This is a genomic window from Xenorhabdus bharatensis, from assembly GCF_037996705.1.
GTDB classification, from domain to species: domain Bacteria; phylum Pseudomonadota; class Gammaproteobacteria; order Enterobacterales; family Enterobacteriaceae; genus Xenorhabdus; species Xenorhabdus bharatensis.
In genome coordinates this window covers 121,814-144,978 of the sequence record NZ_JBBMXG010000009.1, presented here as the reverse complement: position 1 = coordinate 144,978, position 23,165 = coordinate 121,814, and the positions used below count along the sequence as shown (strand labels likewise).

General features: G+C 45.0%; 20 protein-coding genes. 5 read left to right on the top strand and 15 right to left on the bottom strand.

The annotated features are described in order from the left end of the window. Positions 1-29: 29 nt before the first annotated feature. The 4 genes from tkt to fbaA all read left to right on the top strand — a co-directional run bounded on the left by tkt (position 30) and on the right by fbaA (position 5,868). A complete protein-coding gene (gene tkt / locus AAC855_RS10585) occupies positions 30-2,024 on the top strand; it encodes a transketolase (RefSeq protein ID WP_340609524.1) in 1,995 nt (664 codons plus the stop codon). 335 nt (positions 2,025-2,359) lie between these two features. After that, entirely contained in the window at positions 2,360-3,394 is a 1,035-nt protein-coding gene (gene epd, locus AAC855_RS10580; protein WP_340609523.1) for an erythrose-4-phosphate dehydrogenase, read from the top strand. 161 nt (positions 3,395-3,555) lie between these two features. Next, entirely contained in the window at positions 3,556-4,722 is a 1,167-nt protein-coding gene (pgk, locus tag AAC855_RS10575) for a phosphoglycerate kinase (protein WP_340609522.1), read from the top strand. Between the two features lie 69 nt (positions 4,723-4,791). After that, entirely contained in the window at positions 4,792-5,868 is a 1,077-nt protein-coding gene (fbaA, locus tag AAC855_RS10570; protein WP_340609521.1) for a class II fructose-bisphosphate aldolase, read from the top strand. A gap of 109 nt (positions 5,869-5,977) precedes the next feature. Here fbaA and dtpB read toward each other — a convergent pair whose 3' ends face one another. From dtpB to AAC855_RS10495, 15 genes are all read right to left on the bottom strand, one after another. Beyond that, positions 5,978-7,444, bottom strand: a complete 1,467-nt coding sequence (dtpB, locus tag AAC855_RS10565) for a dipeptide/tripeptide permease DtpB (RefSeq protein WP_340609519.1) — start codon at positions 7,442-7,444, stop codon at positions 5,978-5,980. Between the two features lie 554 nt (positions 7,445-7,998). Beyond that, positions 7,999-8,598 (bottom strand): LysE family translocator, encoded by a 600-nt coding sequence (locus tag AAC855_RS10560; protein WP_340609518.1) that lies wholly within the window; start codon positions 8,596-8,598, stop codon positions 7,999-8,001. A gap of 236 nt (positions 8,599-8,834) precedes the next feature. Next, positions 8,835-9,353 carry a 4-hydroxyphenylacetate 3-monooxygenase, reductase component gene (gene hpaC, locus AAC855_RS10555; protein WP_340609578.1) on the bottom strand — a complete coding sequence of 173 codons (519 nt, stop codon included), beginning with the start codon at positions 9,351-9,353 and terminating at the stop codon, positions 8,835-8,837. Between the two features lie 21 nt (positions 9,354-9,374). Further along, complete coding sequence (gene hpaB / locus AAC855_RS10550; protein WP_340609517.1) at positions 9,375-10,937, bottom strand: 4-hydroxyphenylacetate 3-monooxygenase, oxygenase component; 1,563 nt, start codon at positions 10,935-10,937, stop codon at positions 9,375-9,377. Positions 10,938-11,154: 217 nt separating this feature from the next. Then, a complete protein-coding gene (locus tag AAC855_RS10545; RefSeq protein ID WP_340609515.1) occupies positions 11,155-11,733 on the bottom strand; it encodes a hypothetical protein in 579 nt (192 codons plus the stop codon). Positions 11,734-12,002: 269 nt separating this feature from the next. Next, positions 12,003-12,932, bottom strand: a complete 930-nt coding sequence (gene hpaA, locus AAC855_RS10540; RefSeq protein ID WP_340609514.1) for a 4-hydroxyphenylacetate catabolism regulatory protein HpaA — start codon at positions 12,930-12,932, stop codon at positions 12,003-12,005. 65 nt (positions 12,933-12,997) lie between these two features. After that, the gene (hpaX, locus tag AAC855_RS10535) at positions 12,998-14,347 is read right to left on the bottom strand and encodes a 4-hydroxyphenylacetate permease (RefSeq protein WP_340609512.1); all 1,350 of its coding nucleotides are present in this window, start codon (positions 14,345-14,347) and stop codon (positions 12,998-13,000) included. A 20-nt stretch (positions 14,348-14,367) separates the two neighbouring features. Next, positions 14,368-15,177 carry a 4-hydroxy-2-oxoheptanedioate aldolase gene (hpaI, locus tag AAC855_RS10530; RefSeq protein WP_340609511.1) on the bottom strand — a complete coding sequence of 270 codons (810 nt, stop codon included), beginning with the start codon at positions 15,175-15,177 and terminating at the stop codon, positions 14,368-14,370. 65 nt (positions 15,178-15,242) lie between these two features. Then, positions 15,243-16,046 carry a 2-oxo-hept-4-ene-1,7-dioate hydratase gene (gene hpaH, locus AAC855_RS10525; RefSeq protein WP_340609510.1) on the bottom strand — a complete coding sequence of 268 codons (804 nt, stop codon included), beginning with the start codon at positions 16,044-16,046 and terminating at the stop codon, positions 15,243-15,245. Positions 16,047-16,066: 20 nt separating this feature from the next. Next, on the bottom strand, positions 16,067-17,539 hold the full coding sequence (locus tag AAC855_RS10520; protein ID WP_340609509.1) for an NAD-dependent succinate-semialdehyde dehydrogenase: 1,473 nt from the start codon (positions 17,537-17,539) through the stop codon (positions 16,067-16,069). A 102-nt stretch (positions 17,540-17,641) separates the two neighbouring features. Continuing rightward, positions 17,642-18,040 carry a 5-carboxymethyl-2-hydroxymuconate Delta-isomerase gene (locus tag AAC855_RS10515; RefSeq protein ID WP_340609508.1) on the bottom strand — a complete coding sequence of 133 codons (399 nt, stop codon included), beginning with the start codon at positions 18,038-18,040 and terminating at the stop codon, positions 17,642-17,644. Between the two features lie 12 nt (positions 18,041-18,052). Next, positions 18,053-18,928 (bottom strand): 3,4-dihydroxyphenylacetate 2,3-dioxygenase, encoded by an 876-nt coding sequence (gene hpaD / locus AAC855_RS10510; RefSeq protein ID WP_340609506.1) that lies wholly within the window; start codon positions 18,926-18,928, stop codon positions 18,053-18,055. Between the two features lie 111 nt (positions 18,929-19,039). Beyond that, positions 19,040-20,506, bottom strand: coding sequence for a 5-carboxymethyl-2-hydroxymuconate semialdehyde dehydrogenase (hpaE, locus tag AAC855_RS10505; RefSeq protein ID WP_340609505.1), 1,467 nt, complete (start codon positions 20,504-20,506; stop codon positions 19,040-19,042). Then, positions 20,503-21,267, bottom strand: a complete 765-nt coding sequence (locus AAC855_RS10500) for a fumarylacetoacetate hydrolase family protein (protein WP_340609504.1) — start codon at positions 21,265-21,267, stop codon at positions 20,503-20,505. The genes hpaE and AAC855_RS10500 overlap by 4 nt, the downstream gene beginning before the upstream one ends. Further along, positions 21,264-21,911, bottom strand: coding sequence for a fumarylacetoacetate hydrolase family protein (locus AAC855_RS10495; RefSeq protein WP_340609502.1), 648 nt, complete (start codon positions 21,909-21,911; stop codon positions 21,264-21,266). The genes AAC855_RS10500 and AAC855_RS10495 overlap by 4 nt, the downstream gene beginning before the upstream one ends. A 386-nt stretch (positions 21,912-22,297) precedes the next feature. Between AAC855_RS10495 and hpaR the strand changes: the two genes are divergently transcribed. Further along, positions 22,298-22,744, top strand: a complete 447-nt coding sequence (hpaR, locus tag AAC855_RS10490) for a homoprotocatechuate degradation operon regulator HpaR (protein ID WP_340609500.1) — start codon at positions 22,298-22,300, stop codon at positions 22,742-22,744. Positions 22,745-23,165: the final 421 nt, after the last annotated feature.

Here is a 23,165-nt window from a genome sequence, read left to right as displayed (position 1 = left end):
TAACGCTTTTATCCGACTTGGAGTAAAGAATGACCACTCGTAAAACCCTTGCTAATGCTATCCGCTTCTTGAGCATGGATGCCGTGCAGAAAGCAAAATCAGGGCATCCTGGTGCACCGATGGGAATGGCTGACATTGCTGAAGTTCTGTGGCGCGACTATCTGAACCATAATCCTGTCAATCCTCACTGGGCAGATCGTGACCGTTTTGTATTGTCCAATGGCCACGGTTCTATGCTGATTTACAGCTTGTTGCACCTGACTGGTTACGATGTTTCCATCGACGATCTGAAAAATTTCCGTCAATTGCATTCCAAAACCCCGGGTCACCCTGAATATGGTTATACAGCGGGTGTAGAAACAACAACCGGCCCATTGGGGCAGGGTATTGCCAATGCAGTTGGCTTCGCAATCGCAGAACGTACACTGGCAGCGCAGTTTAACCGTCCGGGCCACGATATCGTCGATCATCATACTTATGTATTCATGGGTGATGGTTGCATGATGGAAGGCATTTCCCATGAAGTCTGCTCTTTGGCGGGTACGCTGAAACTGGGCAAACTGATTGCTTTCTATGATGACAACGGCATCTCTATTGATGGTGAAGTTGAAGGCTGGTTCACTGATGATACCGCTGCCCGTTTTGAAGCATACGGCTGGCATGTTATCCGTGGTGTTGATGGCCATGATTCTGACGCCATTGCAGCCGCAATCGAAGAAGCACGCAAAGAAACCGGCAAACCATCTCTGTTGATGTGCAAAACTGTCATTGGTTTTGGTTCACCAAACAAAGCCGGTAAAGAAGAGTGCCACGGTGCGCCACTGGGAGATGCTGAAATCGAAGCAACCCGCAAAGCACTGGGTTGGGAACACCCTGCTTTTGAAATTCCTCAGGATATTTACGCTGGCTGGAATGCGAAAGAAGCCGGTCAAGCAAAAGAAAGTGCATGGGATGCAAAATTTGCCGCTTATGCTGAAGCACATCCTGAACTGGCAGCAGAATTCAGCCGTCGTACCAGCGGTGAACTGCCAGAAAACTGGGAAGCAGAATCCAAGGCATTCATTGAAAACCTGCAACAGAATCCCGCTTCTATTGCCAGCCGTAAAGCGTCACAGAATGCACTGGAAGCATTTGGTAAGGTTCTGCCTGAATTCATGGGTGGTTCTGCTGACTTGGCACCAAGTAACCTGACGATGTGGTCTGGCTCTAAACCTCTGAACGAAGTTCAGGACGGTAACTACATTCATTACGGTGTTCGCGAATTCGGTATGTCTGCCATTATGAACGGTATCGCTCTGCATGGTGGTTTTGTGCCTTATGGTGCGACATTCCTGATGTTTGTTGAGTATGCCCGTAATGCAGTACGTATGGCTGCGTTGATGAAAATCCGTAGCATCTTTGTATACACCCATGATTCTATCGGTCTGGGCGAAGATGGCCCGACCCATCAGCCGGTTGAGCAGATTGCCAGCCTGCGTGTCACACCCAATATGAGCACATGGCGTCCATGTGATCAGGTGGAATCTGCGGTTGCATGGAAATATGCGATTGAGCGTAAGGATGGCCCGACTTCTCTGATCTTCTCCCGCCAGAATCTGGCACAGCAGGAGCGCACCGCTGAGCAGCTGGCAAACATTGAGAAAGGTGCTTACGTTCTGAAAGATTGCGCAGGTCAGCCTGAATTAATCCTGATCGCGACTGGCTCAGAAGTTGAACTGGCAGTGAAAGCCGCTGATCAACTGAGCGCAGAAGGCCGTAAAATCCGCGTTGTTTCCATGCCATCTACCGATGCATTCGACAAACAGGATGCAGCATACCGTGAAGCCGTACTTCCTGCCGCGGTTTCCGCACGTGTTGCAGTGGAAGCTGGCATTGCTGATTACTGGTTTAAATATGTCGGTATCAATGGTGCGATCGTTGGTATGAACAGCTTTGGTGAATCAGCACCGGCTGACGCACTGTTCAAAGAGTTTGGTTTTACAGTTGAAAATGTCGTTGCGAAAGCGGCAGCACTGCTGAAATAACAATACACCTTCAACCGATTTCGAGTTGCTTCGAGGCGAAGCCCATAAAGAGGCAACTTGAAAGACGAAGGAAATTAAGCGCATCTGCATCAAACTTTGATCTGATGCGCTCTTTTTTTGTTCAAAATATTTTTATTATGCTATTAACGATCCTTGCTATTGGCCCTTTTTTCTCGTAGTCTTCCCTTATAATTAGCTGAACCGTTTCAGTTATCGCATGCAAAATGTCTTGTCTGTCACAATCTGATTAATTTTATGATGAATCATCCGTACAATTTGCACCTGCTCAGTTATCCTAAGCCGTTGCGTGACAACAGAGAAATTCAGGGAGTAACATGACAATCAGGGTAGCGATTAACGGGTTTGGGAGAATAGGCCGCAGTGTCCTGCGTGCGCTCTACGAATCCGGGCGTCGGGCTGAAATTGAAGTTATCGCCATCAATGAGTTGGCTGATGCAGAAGGTATCGCTCACTTATTGAAATATGATTCCAGCCACGGACGTTTTGCATGGGATGTGCGCCTGAACAAAATAGGTTTGAATCATACAGTCTTGCATGTGGGAGATGACAGTATCCGGCTGTTTCATCAACCCGATATTTCGGATTTGCCGTGGAAAGAGTTGGGTATTGATATCGTACTCGATTGTACCGGTCAATATGGCGAACGCGCCGATGGGGAAGCTCATCTCGCCAGTGGTGCTAAAAAAGTACTGTTTGCCCATCCGGGAGGAAACGATCTGGATGCGACTGTGGTATACGGTGTGAACCATGAACTGTTGTCTGCGGAAGATTGCATCGTTTCTAATGCATCCTGCACGACAAACTGCATTATCCCGATTATTAAAGTGTTGGATGATGCGTTCAATATCGAATCAGGGACGGTGACAACAATCCATGCATCCATGAATGATCAACCAGTGATTGATGCCTATCACAGTGATCTGCGTCGAACCCGGGCAGCCAGTCAGTCGATTATACCTGTCGATACTAAACTGGCCGCAGGGATCACCCGTATTTTCCCCAAATTCAGTAATCGGTTTGAAGCGATTTCTGTACGGGTTCCTACCATCAACGTCACAGCGATTGATTTGAGTGTTACAGTCAGTGCTGCCGTTAATGTCAGTGAGGTAAACCAACTACTGCAAAAATCAGCAGTGAGTTCGTTTCGTGGTATAGTGGATTTCACCGATTTGCCGTTGGTCTCAACGGATTTTAACCACGACCCTCACAGCGCTATCGTGGATGGCACACAAACAAGAGTGAGCGGAAACCACCTGATTAAAACACTTGTTTGGTGTGATAATGAGTGGGGCTTTGCCAATCGTATGCTTGACACAACACTGGCAATGGCTTCTAAAGGTTTCAAATAAATGGGTTTTAAATAAACGGGTTTCAAATAAATCGTCTGTTGTATCGATAATATTGTGTCGAATTCTGTGAGATCAGATGTTATTAAATTAAATATGATTGAGCAAATGGCATACAGCAGGGGATTGAGTAATTTTATAGAGAATCAATGAGAGGATTCACCATGTCTGTAATTAAGATGACTGATTTAGATCTGGCGGGTAAACGAGTTCTGATCCGGGCTGATCTGAATGTGCCTGTAAAAGATGGCAAAGTTACCTCAGATGCACGTATTCGTGCGTCTTTGCCGACGATCGAGGCTGCGCTGAGTCAGGGAGCCAAAGTCATGGTTACTTCTCACCTGGGACGCCCAACTGAGGGAGAGTACAACGAAGAGTTTTCACTACAACCTGTCGTTGATTACCTGAAAGCAGCACTTTCTTCTCCTGTCCGCCTGGAAAAAGAGTATCTGAATGGCGTTGAAGTGGCGGAAGGCGAATTAGTTGTTCTGGAGAACGTTCGCTTTAACAAAGGTGAGAAAAAAGACGACGAAACATTATCAAAACAGTATGCCGCATTGTGTGATGTTTATGTCATGGATGCCTTTGGTACAGCCCATCGTGCTCAGGCTTCAACTCACGGCGTTGCTAAATTTGCGTCAATTGCCTGTGCAGGTCCATTGTTATCCGGTGAACTGGAAGCTTTGGGGAAAGCATTACATAACCCTGCTCGCCCAATGGTCGCGATTGTGGGTGGCTCTAAAGTTTCAACTAAACTGACTGTTCTTGATTCACTGTCCAAAATTGCCGATCAGCTTATCGTTGGCGGTGGAATTGCCAATACTTTTGTTGCTGCCGAAGGTCACAATGTTGGTCGCTCCTTGTACGAAGATGATTTGATCCCAGAAGCGAAAAAATTGCTGGAATGCTGTGATATCCCGGTACCTACTGATGTTCGTGTTGCGACAGAGTTCTCTGAAACAGCTGAAGCCACATTGAAATCAACCAGTGAAATTAAAGATGAAGAGCAGATCCTCGATTTGGGTGATGCTTCCGCTGAACGCTTGGCTGAAATCCTGCAGGGTGCAAAAACCATTCTCTGGAATGGCCCGGTTGGTGTATTTGAATTCCCGAATTTCCGCAAAGGAACCGAAATTATTGCCCGTGCGATTGCAGAGAGCGATGCTTTCTCCATTGCAGGTGGCGGTGATACTTTAGCGGCAATCGATCTTTTTGAGATTGCTGACAAAATCTCTTACATCTCTACAGGTGGTGGTGCTTTCCTTGAGTTTGTTGAAGGCAAAAAACTACCCGCCGTTGTGATGCTGGAAGAACGTGCTAACAGTAACTAAGTTGAGTAACTCGTTGTGATAGCAGGCAGTATTTGCTGCCTGCTCAATGTCAATACAGGACCACGTAATATGTCTAAAATTTTTGATTTCGTAAAACCGGGTGTCATCACTGGTGATGATGTTCAAAAAGTCTTTGCCATCGCAAAAGAACATAATTTTGCCTTACCGGCAGTTAACTGTGTCGGTACTGATTCTATCAATGCTGTGTTAGAAACAGCGGCAAAAGTACGTGCTCCGGTAATCATCCAGTTTTCCAATGGTGGTGCAGCATTTGTAGCAGGTAAAGGCCTGAAAGCTGAAGGTCAGCAGACGGCGATTCTGGGCGCTATTTCTGGTGCTTATCATGTACATCAGATGGCAGAGCATTATGGTGTGCCGGTGATCCTGCATACCGACCACTGTGCACGTAAATTACTGCCGTGGATTGATGGCCTGTTAGAGGCGGGTGAGAAGCACTATGCTCAGACAGGCAAGCCTCTGTTCTCTTCCCACATGATTGATCTGTCAGAAGAGTCTCTGGAAGAAAATATCGAGATTTGCAGCCAGTATCTGGCGCGTATGGCAAAAATTGACATGACGCTGGAAATCGAATTGGGTTGTACTGGCGGAGAAGAAGATGGTGTTGATAACAGCCATCTGGATAGTTCTTCTCTGTATACTCAGCCAGAAGATGTCGCTTATGCATATGAAAAACTGAACGCGATTAGCCCACGTTTCACCATTGCAGCATCTTTCGGTAACGTTCACGGTGTATATAAACCGGGTAACGTCAAACTGACTCCAAAAATTCTGCGTAATTCTCAGGACTATGTTTCAGAGAAATTCAACCTGCCACACAATAGTCTGGATTTTGTTTTCCACGGTGGTTCAGGTTCTACCGCAGAAGAGATTCAGGAAGCTGTCAGCTACGGCGTAGTTAAAATGAATATTGACACCGATACCCAGTGGGCGACTTGGGAAGGTATTCTGAACTACTACAAGAAGAATGAAGGCTATCTGCAAGGTCAGTTGGGTAACCCAGAAGGTGCGGATAAACCTAATAAGAAATTCTATGACCCACGCGTGTGGCTGCGGGCTGGTCAGGTGTCAATGGAAGTTCGTCTGGAACAGGCTTTCAAAGAATTGAATGCGGTTGATGTGCTGTAATTTGCGTACTGACTGGAATTAAAGTTTTAGTCGATTCACGTTTTCTAATTCCCGCCCGTTAATAATAAAAACGGGCGGGAATTTTTTTAATTAAACCGAATCAGAACAGTTACGCCTTTGCGCCATCTTTCATAATACGGTTCAGCCACGGCACCATGAAAGCCATAACCACGGCAACAATGAGAGTGGCAATACCTATTTTACCAAATACGCCCGTATATATCGGCAGCGTTTGCAGAGGATCGGTGACACCTTCTGGTGCGGCGGTGAATGTTGCTATATAGCTTCCCAATACTGATGCAGCAGCCTGAGATAAGAACCACATACCCAGAATAAACCCTGTCAGATAGCTGGGAACGAACGCCGCAACCATTGCCAGCCCTAATGCACTGATCATCAACTCCCCGATACTCTGGAACAGGTAAACCAGTACGATAAACCACGGTGAAGTCATGCCATGTTCATCGGCGAACAGGCCGGAAGCGGCGGCTGTCAGAAAGCCAAGAGAACACAGGAACATACCGACGGTAAACTTCGTTGGCATCGAAAAGTCTTTGCCTTTCGCTCCCAGACGGGTGTAAAGCACAGCCAGAATTGGGCTGGCGACGATGATCCAGAATGGGTTCAGAGCCTGAAAGCTGATAGGGTTAATATTAAAACCAAGGATTTGGGTATTAACATTATTGATGGCAAAGAAGTTGAGGGAGGTTGGCATTTGGTTGTACAGCATAAAGAACACAATAGCCTGAATCATCAGGATAAATGCCACAAACATCTTATTGCGGCCGACTTTATCCTGTTTGAATGCCTGCCAGAAGAAAATCACCACAACAATAGCTGAAATTGCAATGAGAACGAGATTAGCAATATCAATATTGTGCAATAGCCACGCACAGACACCGACCATTACTGCTGAGCCAAGCAAAACTAAAAATAGGGTTATGTAGTTAAGAGGGGCATGGTCTGGCTCAGAGCCGATGTCATGTACCATACGGCGACAGGCGATGTAAACCAACAGAGCGATAATCAGACCGATACCACAGATATTATAGGTAACAGCATAGCCATATTTTTCAGCAATAACGGGAGCGAGAGAAAGAGAAACCAAAGAGCCAAGATTGATGGACATATAGAACAGCGTAAAAGCACCATCTAAACGTGGATCTTGTGGTTGGTAGCACTTAGCCAGCAGGCTTGCAGGGTTAGCTTTGAACAGGCCATTACCGACAGCGACAGTTCCTAAAGCATAAAAAATCAGTTCTGGTTCCATAATGGAAAGGCCAATCAGGAAGTAGCCTATCGCCAGTATAATAGCACCCAGAATGATGGTTCGTTTTGTTCCCAGTAAGTGGTCTCCTACATAACCACCGATGGAAATCAAACCATAAACCAGCGCAGTAAATGCACCAAAGGTAATAAATGCTTGTGTTTCTGAAAAGCCAAGCTGTTTAACGAAGTAAACAGCGAGAATGCCTTGAACGCCGTAGTAGCCAAATCTTTCCCATAATTCTACAAAAAAAATCATGAAAAAGGGCTTCGGTTGATCCCATAAACCGACTGGAGCGGTTTTATTCATAGTAATTGCCTCTGTTAGTTGTCGTACCAATGGACAATACATCCAGAGTTTATACTGTTGTTAACATAGAAGTAACATAATGTATTGCACGGGTTGTGTTTTTGTTTAATTATTCAGAGTGATCGAAAGCGCGGGAGGTTAATATACTGGTAAAATATCTTCTCAGTGGTTGATCACACTAATGCAAAAATTAATACCAGATTTGACAGAATATTCACTAAATTAATAGGAAAAATCATCTATTAATGGTTTAAGTGTTCGTAAATAAAGCGATTTGATGGTTGTTTGCGCTTTATTCTCCATTCTTATTGATAAGCTAATACCACAAAAGATGTATGTGGCAACTTTTGAACATCAGCATCAATATATTAAGTTTATGTTATATATTTAGTTTTTTTGTTTGTTTCTGTATGAGATAGAGCGACATAAAACTACACGTTTTATATAATTTATCATATTTATTAAATAATAAATCAGTTTGTGGAAGGAAGGGAATTGAGTAGCCAGCAAGGAGGTCATTTTAAAGACAACAGCGATATAGGATGGAAGTGATACTATAGAATATACGGAGCAAGAGTGAAATATAATAAACAAACTCCCCCTACAGTATTAACAAACCGGCTTACGATACTGAAGTTTATTTTTCTTGCAGCAAAGATGACAATATAACCAAATGATAATAACCAGATTGTTATAATAATAATATGGATAGAAGCAAGGATGATAAAATTTAATACACTAATATAGCCAGATGTTAAAAAACTGGGCACAACAGTAAGATAGAGTAAAATTGCTTTTATATTCAGAATATTGGCGATATAGGCATCTTTTATTGTTGCAACCTTCGTCCCTTTCTCTGTCATTTTTTTACCGGAATAAACTCCGTTTTTTATTAATACACAAGAGAGATAGATAAGATAAATTGTGCCTATGATTTTTATGGCTTGCATAATAAGTGGATATTTCGTCACTATACCAGTAATACCCAGTCCAACCAGTAATGCATGCGTATAAATACCTAAAGCTGTCCCGACGATGATGGCAAGTAAGCCTTTTATTCCACGGTTAATAGCATTTGCCATGCCAAGGGTAAAACTTGCTCCGGGGGATAAAGCGATAGGTAATATCGTAAGAATAAAGCCTGAAATATTCAAAATTTCACCTGTATATTAATGGCTCTTGTCGGGATGTTTATGACGTTGAAACCTATCGATTATATACCTAATAAATTTTGAGTTGAATCATGATGGTAAGAATGACAAATTCGTCAGGAACTCATTTGCCCGGTTGACAAAGAGACGCCCTGAAAGGCGATGGATAAAAGCCAGCCGAAAAAGTAAAGGGCTTTACGTCCTTGCCCTTATACCTAATTTTAACTTTTGGCTTCACTTCAAACTGCGGTAGCCAGTGTTTTGTTCATCACCGGATGAAAAGCACGCTTAAAATAAATCAACCCGTGGCCTTCTTCCAGAACATGAAGCTGTTTTATTTCCACCAGATAAACATTGTGTGTGCCGATTTCCTGTACCTGTTCGATGCTTCCTTCCAGACTGGCAAGTGTTCCCTTCAGCATGGGTTGCCCTAATGAGCCTGTGTGCCAGATATCCCAGCTGAAGCGTTCTTCCATACTGGCTTCAGTCATACCCGCAAAATGGCGGGCCAGCAATTCCTGTTCATGATTCAGGATATTGACACATAGCTGGCCATTACCCTGAAATACCTGATTCATAGCACTGTTACGGTTTATGCATACCATCAAAGTCGGCGGAGTATCCGTCACGGAGCATACTGCCGTCGCTGTCATGCCACAGCGCCCGGCCGGGCCGTCGGTGGTGATAATATTCACCGCCGCGGAAAGGCTTGCCATCGCATCTCTGAATAGCAAGCGATGTTCATTTTCTAAAGACATCATAAGTCTCCTGCTACTCATTTATTTCAGTAGCGTGTCTAATAAATTAATATCATTGTTGTTATGTAAGTGGGGGCTTACCCAGCCATTTACATCATAATCAGAGAGACACTGATCCACCAGTTCAGTCATTTTTTTCATATTGCCAGAACCATACGCATGGCGCAGGCATTGAAGGCGAATTTCATCCTGACTGCCGGCATAGTTGATTTCATATAGTTCATGGCGCCCACCAAATTCACTACCAATGGCATCCCACATGAGTTTCAGAATTTTAATGCGTTCAACATGATCAATGCCGTTTGAACCTCGGACATATTTTTCAAGGTATTGACTGATTTCAGGATTATTCATATCCCGTACACTGGATGGCAAATAAATTAATCCACTGGTAACATTACGTTCAATGATATTTTTAATTTTTGTATAAGCCATTGGTGCCATGACCCGATAAGTCTGTATTGCCTGAGTGTCCGGCAGGTAGGCTCCACCTTCCCAGGGTTTTGCTTCTGCCCACATTGCATCTGTCAACGACCAGAACAGATTGCGCCATGCCACAACTTCACCCAAATCAGCCTGAACGCCTCTAAAATCCACCACACCAGTACATTCTAGGCTCTTTTGCAGTAATCCGGTGATAAAGTCCAGTTTAACAGCCAGACGTACACAGGCCTGCATAGGAAACAGACGGGCAAAGCCACTTTGAACGGCCCAGTTACGTGCGCGATCAAAGTCACGATAAATTAACACGTTTTCCCACGGAATTAACACCTTATCCATCACCAGAATGGCATCATTTTCATCAAACCGGCTGGAAAGCGGATAATCAAAAGGTGATCCGGTAGCACCTGCCGTCAGTTCATAGGAGGCTCGGGAGATTAATTTGACGCCGTCAGAATCCATTGGGGCGACAAACATCAGGGCAAAATCGGGGTTATCACCCATGACCTGCGCTGAGCCGAAACCGATAAAATTATAGTGAGTTAAGGCGGAGTTGGTTGCCACGACTTTGGCACCGCTGACAATAATCCCAGCATCCGTTTCTTTCTCTATTTGGATAAAAACATCTTTAACCTGATCGGCGGGTTTATGACGATCAATAGGGGGGTTGACGATGGCATGGTTAAAATAAAGCGCATTTTCCTGAATGTGTTTATACCATTTGCGGGCATTATCGGCGAATTGCCCATAAAACGCCGGATAAGCACCTAAAGCACAGCAAAATGCCGCTTTATAATCCGGTGTGCGCCCCATCCAGCCATAACTTTGACGTGACCATTCAGCAATAGCATCACGTTGCTGTCTTATTTCATCAGAACTGGTCGCGAAACGAAAGAATTTGTGAGTATAGCCGCCATTGCCGGTATCAGTATCCCAGCAGAGAGTGCGATGAGTTTTGGGGTCATGAAGGGCATCATAGAGTTGGCCGATAGAGGCGGCTGCGTTACGAAAAGCAGGGTGTGTCGTGACATCTTTAACGCGTTCACCATAGATATAAATTTCCCGTCCATCCTGAAGGGAGCTTAAGTATTCTTTGCTGGTAAAAGGACGTTTATGAGTGGCTTGCAAATCTTCTGATCTCATGGCTACCTCATCATTCTTAAGTCTCCCATTTTTATTTGTTATCTTAATGGGAGCTTAAGTGTTAAATAAATGTTTATTTATATGTTTGATTGAAGCGATAGACGAAGAATATCTGAAGAGATTTTCAGAAGATCTGCGGGTACTTTTCGACAAAAAAGGCGGATTTGTTATGCAACTGTGATCTGCTTTGTGTTTTGGCAGTAATAGATTTTTTCTGTTATAGCAAATGATAGGGAACATGCTGTGAGATATTGGGACCCTGACGGTAAATTAAAATTAATTCACCGGTGAATTGTGCGTGGCTATTGTAACTGTAGCTCGGATAAACCTGTTCAGCCCACGGATCACAAACTACAGTCTCATGATTCCATGTGCTGGGGTCAGTTTCTATTCCTCTTGTCCTGCCAATAACAACGAATGTGTGATAATCGTCTGCCGCCTCACCCATACTGGCATCAAACAGCTCCAGAGGCTCAACTTGTTGCATTTTCAAATAGTAGAACGCAAGAATCGCTTTTTCTCCACAATTGCCAATTTTGGATTCTATGGTGCTAGCATTGGTGAGAAGCATGATTGTTCTAATCTTATTTCTGGTGAATATATTACCAGAAACTGCATCGGCTCTTAGGTCGGCTGCATTCCGTCGATTTTCTAACCGGCGTTCTAATTCTTTTTTCAGATCCTTTTGTTCATTTGTTTCTGTTGGCAGTCGATTGGGCGAGATAACTTGAATTTTATTATTCACATAATTTATTGCTCTTCTTGCTAAAAATAGATTATAAGGAAGTGATGTCATAATTTTATCCTGTTTATTCATATCGATAACGTAAAGCTAATGACCCTTTAAAAGCGACTTTAGAGTTATAAAATTACGTTTAAAGAATTAGTTAAGTAATTAATCGCTCTTCTTGCTAAAAGAATATTTCTGGATAATGTCATGGTTCTATTCCTCTGAGAAAAAATCAGGAATAATTAATTATTATTATTATTTAATAGTCATTGAATTTCAGAGCGCATTTATATCAATATTTTTATTTTGCTATATAAGATTTTCACCCTATCATTTTAGCCTTCATCAGGCAATGAATGACCGGAGGACGGTATATCTTTTTCCCGCCAGACACTCGGAGAGCATCCCACAAGCCGGTTGAAAAATCTGGCAAAATAAGCAGGATCTTTAAATCCAAGTTGATATGCCACTTCAAATACAGGGCTGTCGCTGAATAATAATAGCCGTTTAGCCTCCCGTAATTGCCGATCAAAAATCAATCTCTTGGGAGGGCGGTTAGCGAACCGGCGACACATATCTTTCAGGCGTGACTCTGTGATCCCCAGTTTCTGGGCATATTCCGGTATAGTTAAATGCTGCTGGTAATGTTGATCAATCAATCGGTTAAAGTTTTGAAACAGCTTCAATTCTCCCCTGACGCCACCGGAACGGTAATCATTCAGGGAGATACTGCGCAATAAAAAGGTAAACAGCGATTGTGCCAAGAAAGATAACGATTGCTCCCGGCCTGCAAATTGATTGACAGCTTCACGCTTAATCAATGCCCAGTAGTGATTGAATGTTTCCAGTTCGTCCGGTCTATCGGCAATGGAAAGGCAGAAAGCGGGAATATCAATCAGTTCCCGATGCGCAGGATAGAGCGAGTTAAGTAGCGGAGTGACTAATTCCTGACGCACAGTCAATACATAACCATCTGTGTCTTCCTGCGTGAAAAATGCATGGGGTACGGAGGGAGGAGTCAGGATAAACAGCGGAGCCTGTACAGAGTAGCGGAGATCATCCAATTGTAATTCAATCCGGCCGGTTACCAGATAGTGGATTTGAAAAAAGCCATCATGACGGTGTGCCTGCATATCACGGCCAAAAAATGCAGCCATGCGGCCAAAAGTCTGATAATGGACATCATCTGACCCTTGAGTTTCATCATAATCTTTACTGATATCAATATTGCTAATAACTTCGCTGTTTATCTGGCTGGATGACATCAATTTATTCCCTTTTAAGCCGGTAATCAGGATATTGTGTTGAAACGTCGGAACTTGGCTGATTTTTATGATCTTGCGTGTTTCATCGGGATCAGCAGAACTATCAGTGCCCCGATCACCAGCAGCCCGGCAACAAAATAGAGACCAGAGTTAAAGCTGCCGGTCTGATCTTTCAGCCACCCGATCAATAAAGGACTGACAGCCGAACCCACATTACCCGTGGCATTGATCACCGCGATCCCAATGGCACGCGCTCGCAGGCTAATGGATTGATCGGGTGTCGTCCAGAATACTGCCATCGCAGTAAACGAGCCGGTTGATGCCATGATGATGCCTAAAAGCTGTATCATGCTGTTGTCTGTCAGTGACGTCAGAACCCAGCCAGTAGCAGCAAACAAATAAGGCAGCGCTGTGTGCATTTTTCGTTCTTGCAGGCGGTCTGACCGACGGCTCCAGTAGATCATCCCCAAAATAGTACAAAATTGAGGTATGGCTGTTAGCAGGCCAATAACGGTGTGGCTGCTTCCCTGATTGAAACTCTGCATAATTTGTGGCGTCCAGATATTAATGGCGCTCAGCGTATTGGTCAGGCAGAAGTAAGCGAAGGTGTACATCAGGACAATCGGGGTAAAAATTTCACGCCACAGGCTGGTTTTTGTGTATGCAGGTTCAGCGTGTGTCAAAGCAACTTTATCGTTCTCTATCATTTCCTGTAGGCATTTTTTATCTTCATTTGTCAGCCACTTTGCTTTCTCGGGTGAATCATCCAGATAAAACCAGACGACAACACCCAGCAGAACAGAGGGGAAGCCTTCCAGAAAAAACAGCCACTGCCAGCCGCGCAGATCCCAGATCCCGTCCATTTCCAGAATATAACCGGATGCCAGCGAGCCAAATGCCATTGTGACAGGCATAGCAATCATAAACAGGGCATTAGCACGGGCACGGTAATAAGCCGGAAACCAATATGTCAGATAGACCAGAATGCCGGGCAGAAAGCCGGCTTCTGCAATCCCGACCAGCATACGCAGGATATACAGGCTGGTGGGACCGGTAGCAAACATTGTCGCAGTGGAAGCAATCCCCCACAGCACCATAATCGTAGCAATCCAGCGTCTGGCTCCCACAATACCCAGCATGATATTACTGGGAATACCAAAAGCTACATAAGTCACATAAAACAATGTTGCAGCTAACCCGAACATGGTCGATGTAAGACCCAGATCTTTTCCCATCGTTAAACCGGCAAAACCAATATTGATACGATCCAGGAAAGAAAATATGAACAGGACAAACAGAAACAGGATCAGGCGGCGAAATAATTTTTTGATAACACTTTGCTGCTGAGCTGTGAGGTTTTTATGTAAATAGTCTGGTGTATCTTGTTTCTGTATGGCTTCAGGTGAGCTGCTCATGGCTGTTACCTTTTTATTGATTAATATGCAGCGTTGGATACAGACGATACGGCGTTTTCCTGTCCCTTACCGAAATGTGCTGCCAGTGAACTGGCTGCATTAGTGAGCAGTGTGGTATCAACACCAACGGCAATAAACTGCACACCGAGATCCAGATAGTGATCAGCGGCTTCAGTATTGGTCATCAATATTCCGGCAGCTTTACCTGCTGTGTTGATTTGCCTGATGGCATGTTCTATCGCTGCCTTAACTTCGGGGTGTTGGGGATTGCCGTGATGCCCCATATCAGCACTGAGATCTGCGGGGCCGATAAATACACCATCAACACCCTCAACGGTCAGCATTTCTGACAAATTATTCAAAGCCTCACGGGTTTCCACTTGGATCAGAACACACATTTCTTCATTGGCACGAGCCAGATAATGAGGGATACGATTCCAGCGCGAAGCTCTTGCCAGCGCACTGCCTACACCCCGAATGCCTTCAGGCGGGTAGCGGGTAGCCCGCACAGCCTCACGTGCCTGCTCAGCATTCTGGATCATCGGGATGAGCAGTGTCTGAGCGCCGATATCCAGCAGTTGCTTGATAATTACCGGATCGTTCCATGGCGGACGCACAACCGGCTGGCTTGGGTAAGCAGCAATAGCCTGTAACTGATTCAGGACAGAAGTAATATCATTAGGGGCATGTTCGCCATCAATTAATAACCAGTCAAAACCGGTTCCCGCCAGCATTTCAGCGCTGTATGAACTACAAAGCCCAAGCCACAAACCGATTTGTGGCTGCCCCGATTGCAGGGCCTGTTTGAATCTATTTGTCAGTTGATCCATGAGTGCACCTTATGTTCCTAATTTTTAATTAAATGTTTAATCCATGTTTTATACCAGACTGATCTTTAAGAAAAATAACAGCTCACTGAACCTAATACGCCATAATCCACATGGAATGTATCGCCTTTTCGGGCTGCAACCGGTCGGGTGAAAGAGCCACTCAGTATGATCTGGCCCGCTTCAAGCTGGACACCATGTGGTGCCAGCTTATTAGCAAGCCATGCAACACCACTGGCGGGATGGTCAAGCACTGCTGCGGCTACGCCGGATTCCTCAACGACACCATTGCGATAGAGCAGAGCGCTGACCCATCTTAAGTCCAGCTCATGGGGTTTGATGGGGCGTCCTCCCATAATGACGCCCCCATTTGCTGCATTATCAGAAATCGTATCCACGACTTTACGCGGGCGCTGGGTTTCCGGATCGATGTTATGACAGCGGGCATCGATCAGCTCCAGTGCCGGAATGACGTAATCTGTCGCATTGTAAACATCAAACAGTGTACAGTTCGGGCCTTGCAGCGGTTTTGCCAGTACAAATGCCAGTTCCACCTCAATGCGTGGAACAATAAAACGTTCGCAGGGGATATGACTACCGCTCTGAAAAAACATATCATCCAGCAGTGCGCCATAATCCGGTTCTTCAATTTGTGAACTGAGCTGCATGGCCCTGGATGTCAGGCCGATTTTATGCCCTTTCAATACCCGGCCTTCCGCCATTTTCATACTGACCCACTCACGCTGAATGGCGTATGCATCCTCAATGGTTATTTCCGGATAATCCAGAGAGATTTGACGGATCTGTTTACGGTCTTTCTCTGCCAGATATAAACGACGAGCAACCTGTGATACGACTTCTTGCTGTAGCATATGTGTCAAACTCCTTTGGTTTATAATCCTCCGAAACAGAGGTATTTCACTTCCAGATAATCTTCTATGCCGTAGCGCGAACCTTCACGCCCCAGACCAGACTGTTTTATGCCGCCGAACGGAACAGCTTCGTTGGAAATCAGCCCTTCGTTAATACCGACCATACCGCTTTCCAGTGCTTCTGCTACACGGTAAATCCTGCCGATATCGCGGGAATAAAAATAAGCCGCCAGACCGTACTCGGTATTGTTGGCAATGCGAATAGCCTCTTCTTCATCCCGGAATTTGAACAGGGCAGCCAGAGGGCCGAATGTTTCTTCATGGGCGACTTGCATTGTTTCATCAATATCAGCCAGTACGGTGGGTTCGAAGAACAGGCCACCCAGTTTGTGGGATTTTCCTCCGGTCAGAAGCCTTGCACCACGGGAAACGGCATCACTGACATGCGTCTGAACTTTATCTACCGCAGCCTGATTAATCAGAGGGCCCTGTTGTGAAGAACTATCACTGGCTGGCCCGACGTGCAATTTCTTGGCCGCCTGAGCCAGACGTTCAGCAAATGCTTCGTAAATGTTTTCCTGAACCAGAATTCGGTTTGCACAAACACAAGTCTGACCGCTATTACGGAATTTCGCTGCCATTGCCCCTTTAACTGCGGCATCTAAGTCGGCATCATCAAAAACAATAAAAGGTGCATTGCCACCTAACTCAAGAGAGAGTTTTTTCACCGTATCGGCGCTTTGCGCCATGAGCAATTTCCCAACACGCGTCGATCCGGTAAAAGAGAGTTTGCGTACGATAGGGCTTGAAGTCAGGGCTTCCCCAATCGCTTTGGCATCCATTCCGGTGACAATATTAAAGACTCCAGGCGGGATGCCTGCCAGCTCAGCCAGAACAACCAGAGCCAGTGCTGAAAGCGGGGTTTCTGCGGCAGGTTTCAGAACGATAGTACAACCTGCGGCCAGTGCCGGGCTGACTTTGCGGGTAATCATGGCATTAGGAAAATTCCACGGCGTAATGGCAGCAACCACGCCGATGGGTTGCTTGATGGTGGATGTACGGTAACTAGGCATGGGGGAAGGGATAGTTTCGCCGTAAACGCGTTTGCCTTCTTCTGCAAACCATTCGATAAAACTGGCACCATAAGCAATTTCTCCCATCGCCTCAGCATGAGACTTCCCTTGCTCAATACTCAGCAGCTCGGCCAATGTTTTCTGGTTATCGATGACCAGATTGAACCACTGCCTGAGTATCTGGCTACGCTTTTTGGCGGTCAGGGCACGCCATGCAGGCAGTGCTTTTTCGGCTGCTTTAATCGCACGATGAGTTTCTGCTGCCCCCATATCACTGACATTGGCGATGATGTCACCAGTGGCAGGATTTGTCACAGCAAAGGTGGCTTTATTGTCAGCATCAAGCCATTTTCCGTCAATATAACCCTGCTGACGTAATAACAAGGAATCGTGTAATACAGCATCAAGATGGTTTGTCATGGTTTTCTCTTCATTTAACAAAAAGGTGAACTTAACGTTTTTGTACTTCAATGACTTTGAATTTTAGTCACTTTGAATTTCAGTAACATTGAATTATGGCACTCATAATGTGTTAGCTTTTGATTTAAACAGCTTATGAACATTATTGGATTTATAATTCAGTATTGGATCAAGTTCTTCCATTGTAAAAGAGAGGCCAAGGTAACGCTGCGCCATTAAATCGGCAAAATGAGCTTTGATGAGCGAAAACAGCATTTCCCCGACTTTCTGGCAATCCTCAGCGCTGCGCCCAGCACCGATTTTCAGCGTCATGTGAACAAAAGCATAATCCTGTTTTCCATCTGCCATTTGCCACGTATCCAGCCAAATCGCTCGGCTGCGGATCCCGCCCTGAGGGAAAATGCCGGTATCGGCAAGCGCCTGATTCACTTTCGCAAACAGTTCCGGTAAATTGGCTTCTTTGCGGATATTTTCGGTACATTCAGCATAAAAATGTGGCATAGCTAACTCCTGTCAGACGGAAGTTGTCTGGTTAACAGAATGTGGTAATGGGAAAACAGCATTCACCTGTCCTGTCCCTGAACTGGCAAATAATTCCGTGAGAAACTCGACTTTGCCGTCATATTTATCCCAGCCAAGCAGCCCGAGTAGCATGACGGTATCGTGCATATTGCCTTCCCCCCGACAGTAGAGGGCATATTCAGGCAGCATGTCGCAGAACTCCCTGAAGCGACCTTCTTTCCAAAGTTTGACAACCCGGTTATCCATTTGCTCATCAAACTCGCGGGTATAGCTGTTCATACCTTCTTCGGCACGTTGATCATCGATAAAACTGTGGGAGAGTGAACCGCTGGCCAGCACGGCAACGGTGCCATCATATTTCTCAATAGCCCGTAAAATGGCTTCTCCCAACTTACGGCTATCTTCGAAAGCATGAACAGTACAAAAAGCAGAAATTGAAATCACTTTAAAATGACGGTCACTATTCATATAGCGCATTGGCACTAATGTGCCATATTCCAGCGTCAGGCTGGCAATCTCATGGGATTTTGCACGAACGCCCATCTGGCGCGCTTCTTCTGCGATCATTCGTCCCAGTTCGGGATTTCCGTCATACTCATAATTCATATCGCGGATAAAATGCGGTAATTCATTACTGGTATAAATACCGGAAAAATGTTCGGCACAGTTAATATGATAGGCACTATTTACCAGCCAGTGGGTATCAAACACGATAATCGTATCGACACCCAACTCCCGGCAGCGACGGCTGATTTCCTTATGCCCGTCAATCGCACTTTGCCGACAACCATAGTGTTTACCCGGCAATTCGGACAGATACATGGAAGGTACATGTGTAATTTTTGCTGCTAACGCTAACTTGCCCATAAATCCTCACTCAGTATCAGGATGATGAAAAGCGGTTAACGCTGGAAGTGATATCGCCGCCATCATTCAGTTTGTAGTCTGAAATCCCTCGGATATATCTCTTTTCTCAGATCAAAGTCCCCAGCGAGGAATGGGATGATTTCCCATTGAAATACAAACATTTTTCACTTCAGCAAAAACTTCAAAGCTATATTCTCCGCCTTCCCGTCCTACACCGGAGGCTTTGACACCACCAAATGGCTGGCGCAGATCGCGTACGTTCTGGGAATTGACGAAAACCATGCCGGCTTCAATTCCCTGTGCCAGACGCAGAACTTTGCTCACATCCTGAGTCCAGATATAAGATGCCAGCCCATATTCCACATCGTTAGCCATGCGAAGACCATCTTCTTCACTCTTGAATGGCAACAGACAGGCAACCGGGCCGAAAATTTCTTCCTGTGCCACGCGCATCCGGTTATCTACATTAGCCAAGACAGTTGGTCGCAGGAAGTGACCCTTTTTCAGATGATCAGGCAGATCTGCCGGTTTATCCGGGCCTCCGGTTAACAGCGTTGCGCCTTCTTCAATACCCAATCGGATATAACCGGAAACTTTTTCCCAATGCTGGTGGCTGATCAGGCTGCCGACCTGTGTATTCAGATCCTGTGGATCACCGACACGCAAGCGACTGGCGCGTTCTGCGAAACGCTTCACAAATTCAGGATAGATGCTTTCCTGAATGAAAATACGGGAACCTGCTGTACAGCGTTCACCATTGAGGGAAAAAATCGTGAACAGGGCTGCATCTAACGCGCGTTCAATATCGGCGTCTTCAAAAATCAGTACCGGCGATTTACCGCCCAGTTCCATGGAATATTTTTTCAGCCCTGAATTCTGCATAATCAGGCGACCGGTAGCTGTCCCACCGGTGAAAGAAACAGCGCGGACATCATGATGTTTTACCAGCGCATCACCTGCGGTATTGCCATATCCCTGTACCACATTCAGTACCCCAGCGGGGATACCGGCTTCCAGAGCCAGTTCTCCCAGACGGTTAGCAGTCAGTGGTGACAGTTCGGACATTTTCAGAACAGCGGTGTTTCCCAGAGCCAGACAGGGGGCAACTTTCCATGTGGCAGTCATGAACGGCACATTCCACGGGGAAATCAGTGCGCAGACGCCTACAGGCTGGATAAGGGTATAATTGAGCATTTTGTCATCGACGGGATAAGTGCGCCCGTTCATCTGCTGACAAGTTTCCGCAAAGAAATCGAAATTGTGGGAAGCGCGTGGGATAAGGACATTTTTTGTCTGATGGATTGGCAAGCCCGTATCACTGGTTTCCATCGCAGCAATTTCAGGTACATTCTGGTCGATTAATTCGCCTAAACGCCGCATCAGACGTGCGCGTTCTTTCATTGGGGTATTTGCCCATTTAGGAAAGGCCTCTTTTGCGGCAGCCACCGCCTGATCAATGTCTTCCTTTCCGCCAGAAGCGACTTCTGCCAACACCTCACCTGTTGCGGGATTGACTGTTTCAAAATAGGTACTGCTGCCAACGTTTTTACCGTTGATCCAATGATTAATTGTGGTCATGACAGGCTTTCCTCATAGGCTTGCTGGCTGACAATATGATTTACCAGACGTCCGATACCATCGATTTCCACGATCACTTCATCTCCGGGAACAACATCGGATAAACCTTTGGGCGTACCCGTGGCGATCATGTCTCCTGGCTGTAATGTCATGAAATCGCTCAGATAGGCAATCAGGAAGGGAATATCGAAGATCAAATCTGCGGTTGTGCCACGCTGGCGTAATTCACCATTAACCCAGGTACTCAGGGTCAGATTGTGTGGATCGGCAATTTCGTGTTTATCAACAATCCATGGCCCGATGGGTGTTAACGTGTCACGGCTTTTTACACGCAAATTGGGGCGATAATAATTTTCCAGATAATCACGGATGGCATAATCGTTACAGAGGGTATAGCCTGCAACGTAATCCATAGCATTGGCTCTGGAAACTTTGTGGGCTGGCTTACCAATGACAACAACTAATTCTGCTTCATAGTGCATATATTCCACGTTGTCAGGACGGACAGAAACCTGACGGTGGCCCGTGAAACTGTTGGCTGCCTTGATAAATACGAGAGGCTCTTCCGGCGGCTTAAATTCCAGCTCGGTGGCATGATCAGCATAATTCAGACCCAATGCGAACAGGGTTCCATTGGCTGGCGGAAGCCATACAACATCAAGCCCGCTGACCCGGCTGCCATCAGGCAGCAGTACATTCTCCTGCTCATCAACAGTGACATGAAGATCCTGACCCTGATAGTGAATTCTGGCGTGTTTCATGCCTGACCTCCGGCCAATACAACGGTGTTTTGTAAAATGGGAAAACCATCAGCCTTGATGGTGACAGTATCATTGGGGTGCAGAGTGGCACGTTGGTGAGGAGTCCCCAGCAGAATGACATCTCCTTCATTCAGAGTGGTGAAATCGCTTAATGCTGATAAAAGTTCTGATGCAGAACGCACCAGATCATGAGTTGTCCAGCGATCAACTTCCTGCCCGTTTATCTCGGTAATGATATCCAGTGAACTTACAGTCTTTACATCCGACATCTGACCAATTGGGCAAAAACCATCACGGCATTTTGCTTTTATAGCCGGGCGATAAAATGAAGTCTCCGGTAAGCTGACTTCGTTAGCCAGTGCATAACCGGCTATGTATTGTTCGGCATCTTTGACTGAAACCTTGCGGACAGCTTTGCCGGTGTTATTTGTGCTGATAAACAGTGCCAACGTTGCGCCACTTAGCACAGTTTCCCCAATGGGGTGGGGAATAACATCACCAGACTTAATCACTGTATTATGGGGTTTGATAAACCAAACTGGAGTTTGAGGTGGTGCGTTATATGGCGCTTCGTGAAATGCCTTACGCCAAAAATCGAGCTGACTATTGTGGTTGAGAGCGACGGCAAAGACGGTGCCTTTCATTAACAACTCCTTGAAAGCTGGGCGACGTATCGCAAAGTAAATCATTAATATATTAATAAATCAAGAAGCGATGATGTTCAATATGTTAAGTTAATTGTTAATTTTAATTGTGATCTCTGTAACAACATTCTGTTCATGACTATTTTTAGTACATAAAGATCAAACCGTTATATTATCTAATAGGGTCATTTGGTATTGTGTTTAACTTTCTGTTAACTTTTTATGGCAAAATAATTTTATTTATTTGTTAATATTGAATTCTTTTTCCTTTGTGGATAGTTATGAGCATGTTAGTCTTTTCGACTTTAATGTTGTCTATAATCGGTAGCGCATGCGTTCAACTTATAGAGAATTGCCCGTGGTTAACTTAAGAGTCACCTTTACTTATGCATGAATCCCTGACATTAGCATTGCTTCAAGCTCGGGAAACCTCGATGAGTTTTTTCCGCCCGATATTGAAGAGTTATAATTTGACTGAACAGCAATGGCGTATTGTTCGTGTACTCGCAAGCAGTCGCTCGATTGATTTTCATGATTTGGCTAACCTCACCTGTATCTTACGCCCAAGTCTGACGGGCATTCTGACCCGCATGGAGCGTGACGGTCTTATCTTTCGCTTAAAACCAATGAATGACCAGCGGAAGCTGTACGTTTCTCTGACACCGGCAGGTCAGGAGCTGTATGAACAGGCAAAAGGAGAAGTCGATGAAGGCTATAAAGCAATTGAAGCCGCTTTTTCCCCAGAAAAATTAGCTCAGCTGTTAAAATTGTTGGATGATCTTATTTCTATCGGAAACCACTCTCAAACCAATATAGATGAAAACGAAGAGTAGTACACACATATTTGTATTAATATATTAATTAATCAATCTCTCCATAATAAGAGAAAGAGCACCGGAATAAACTGGTTGTTATTTTTTTGAACAGTTTATTGCGGTGTTTTCTTTGATTTGAGAAAAATTCAGCAGCCTTATCACATTATGAATTTTATTTATGATGCCGTATATTTCATAAAATATATTTATGTTAAAACGCCTCTGTATGAAATAACCCATAATGAATATTGATTATTGACTCAAAGAATGAATAGAACATGATTGGTGATTATGTGAATAAAAAAATAATCACAGTTTATAAGCTGAGGAAAATAATTAATTTTTGATGAGGGGTTATTTTCTGTTTAATTAAGCAATATATTTCAGGCTGTCATCAGTGAGCCAACAACCTGAAATTAATATACCCGTTGTCTTTCAA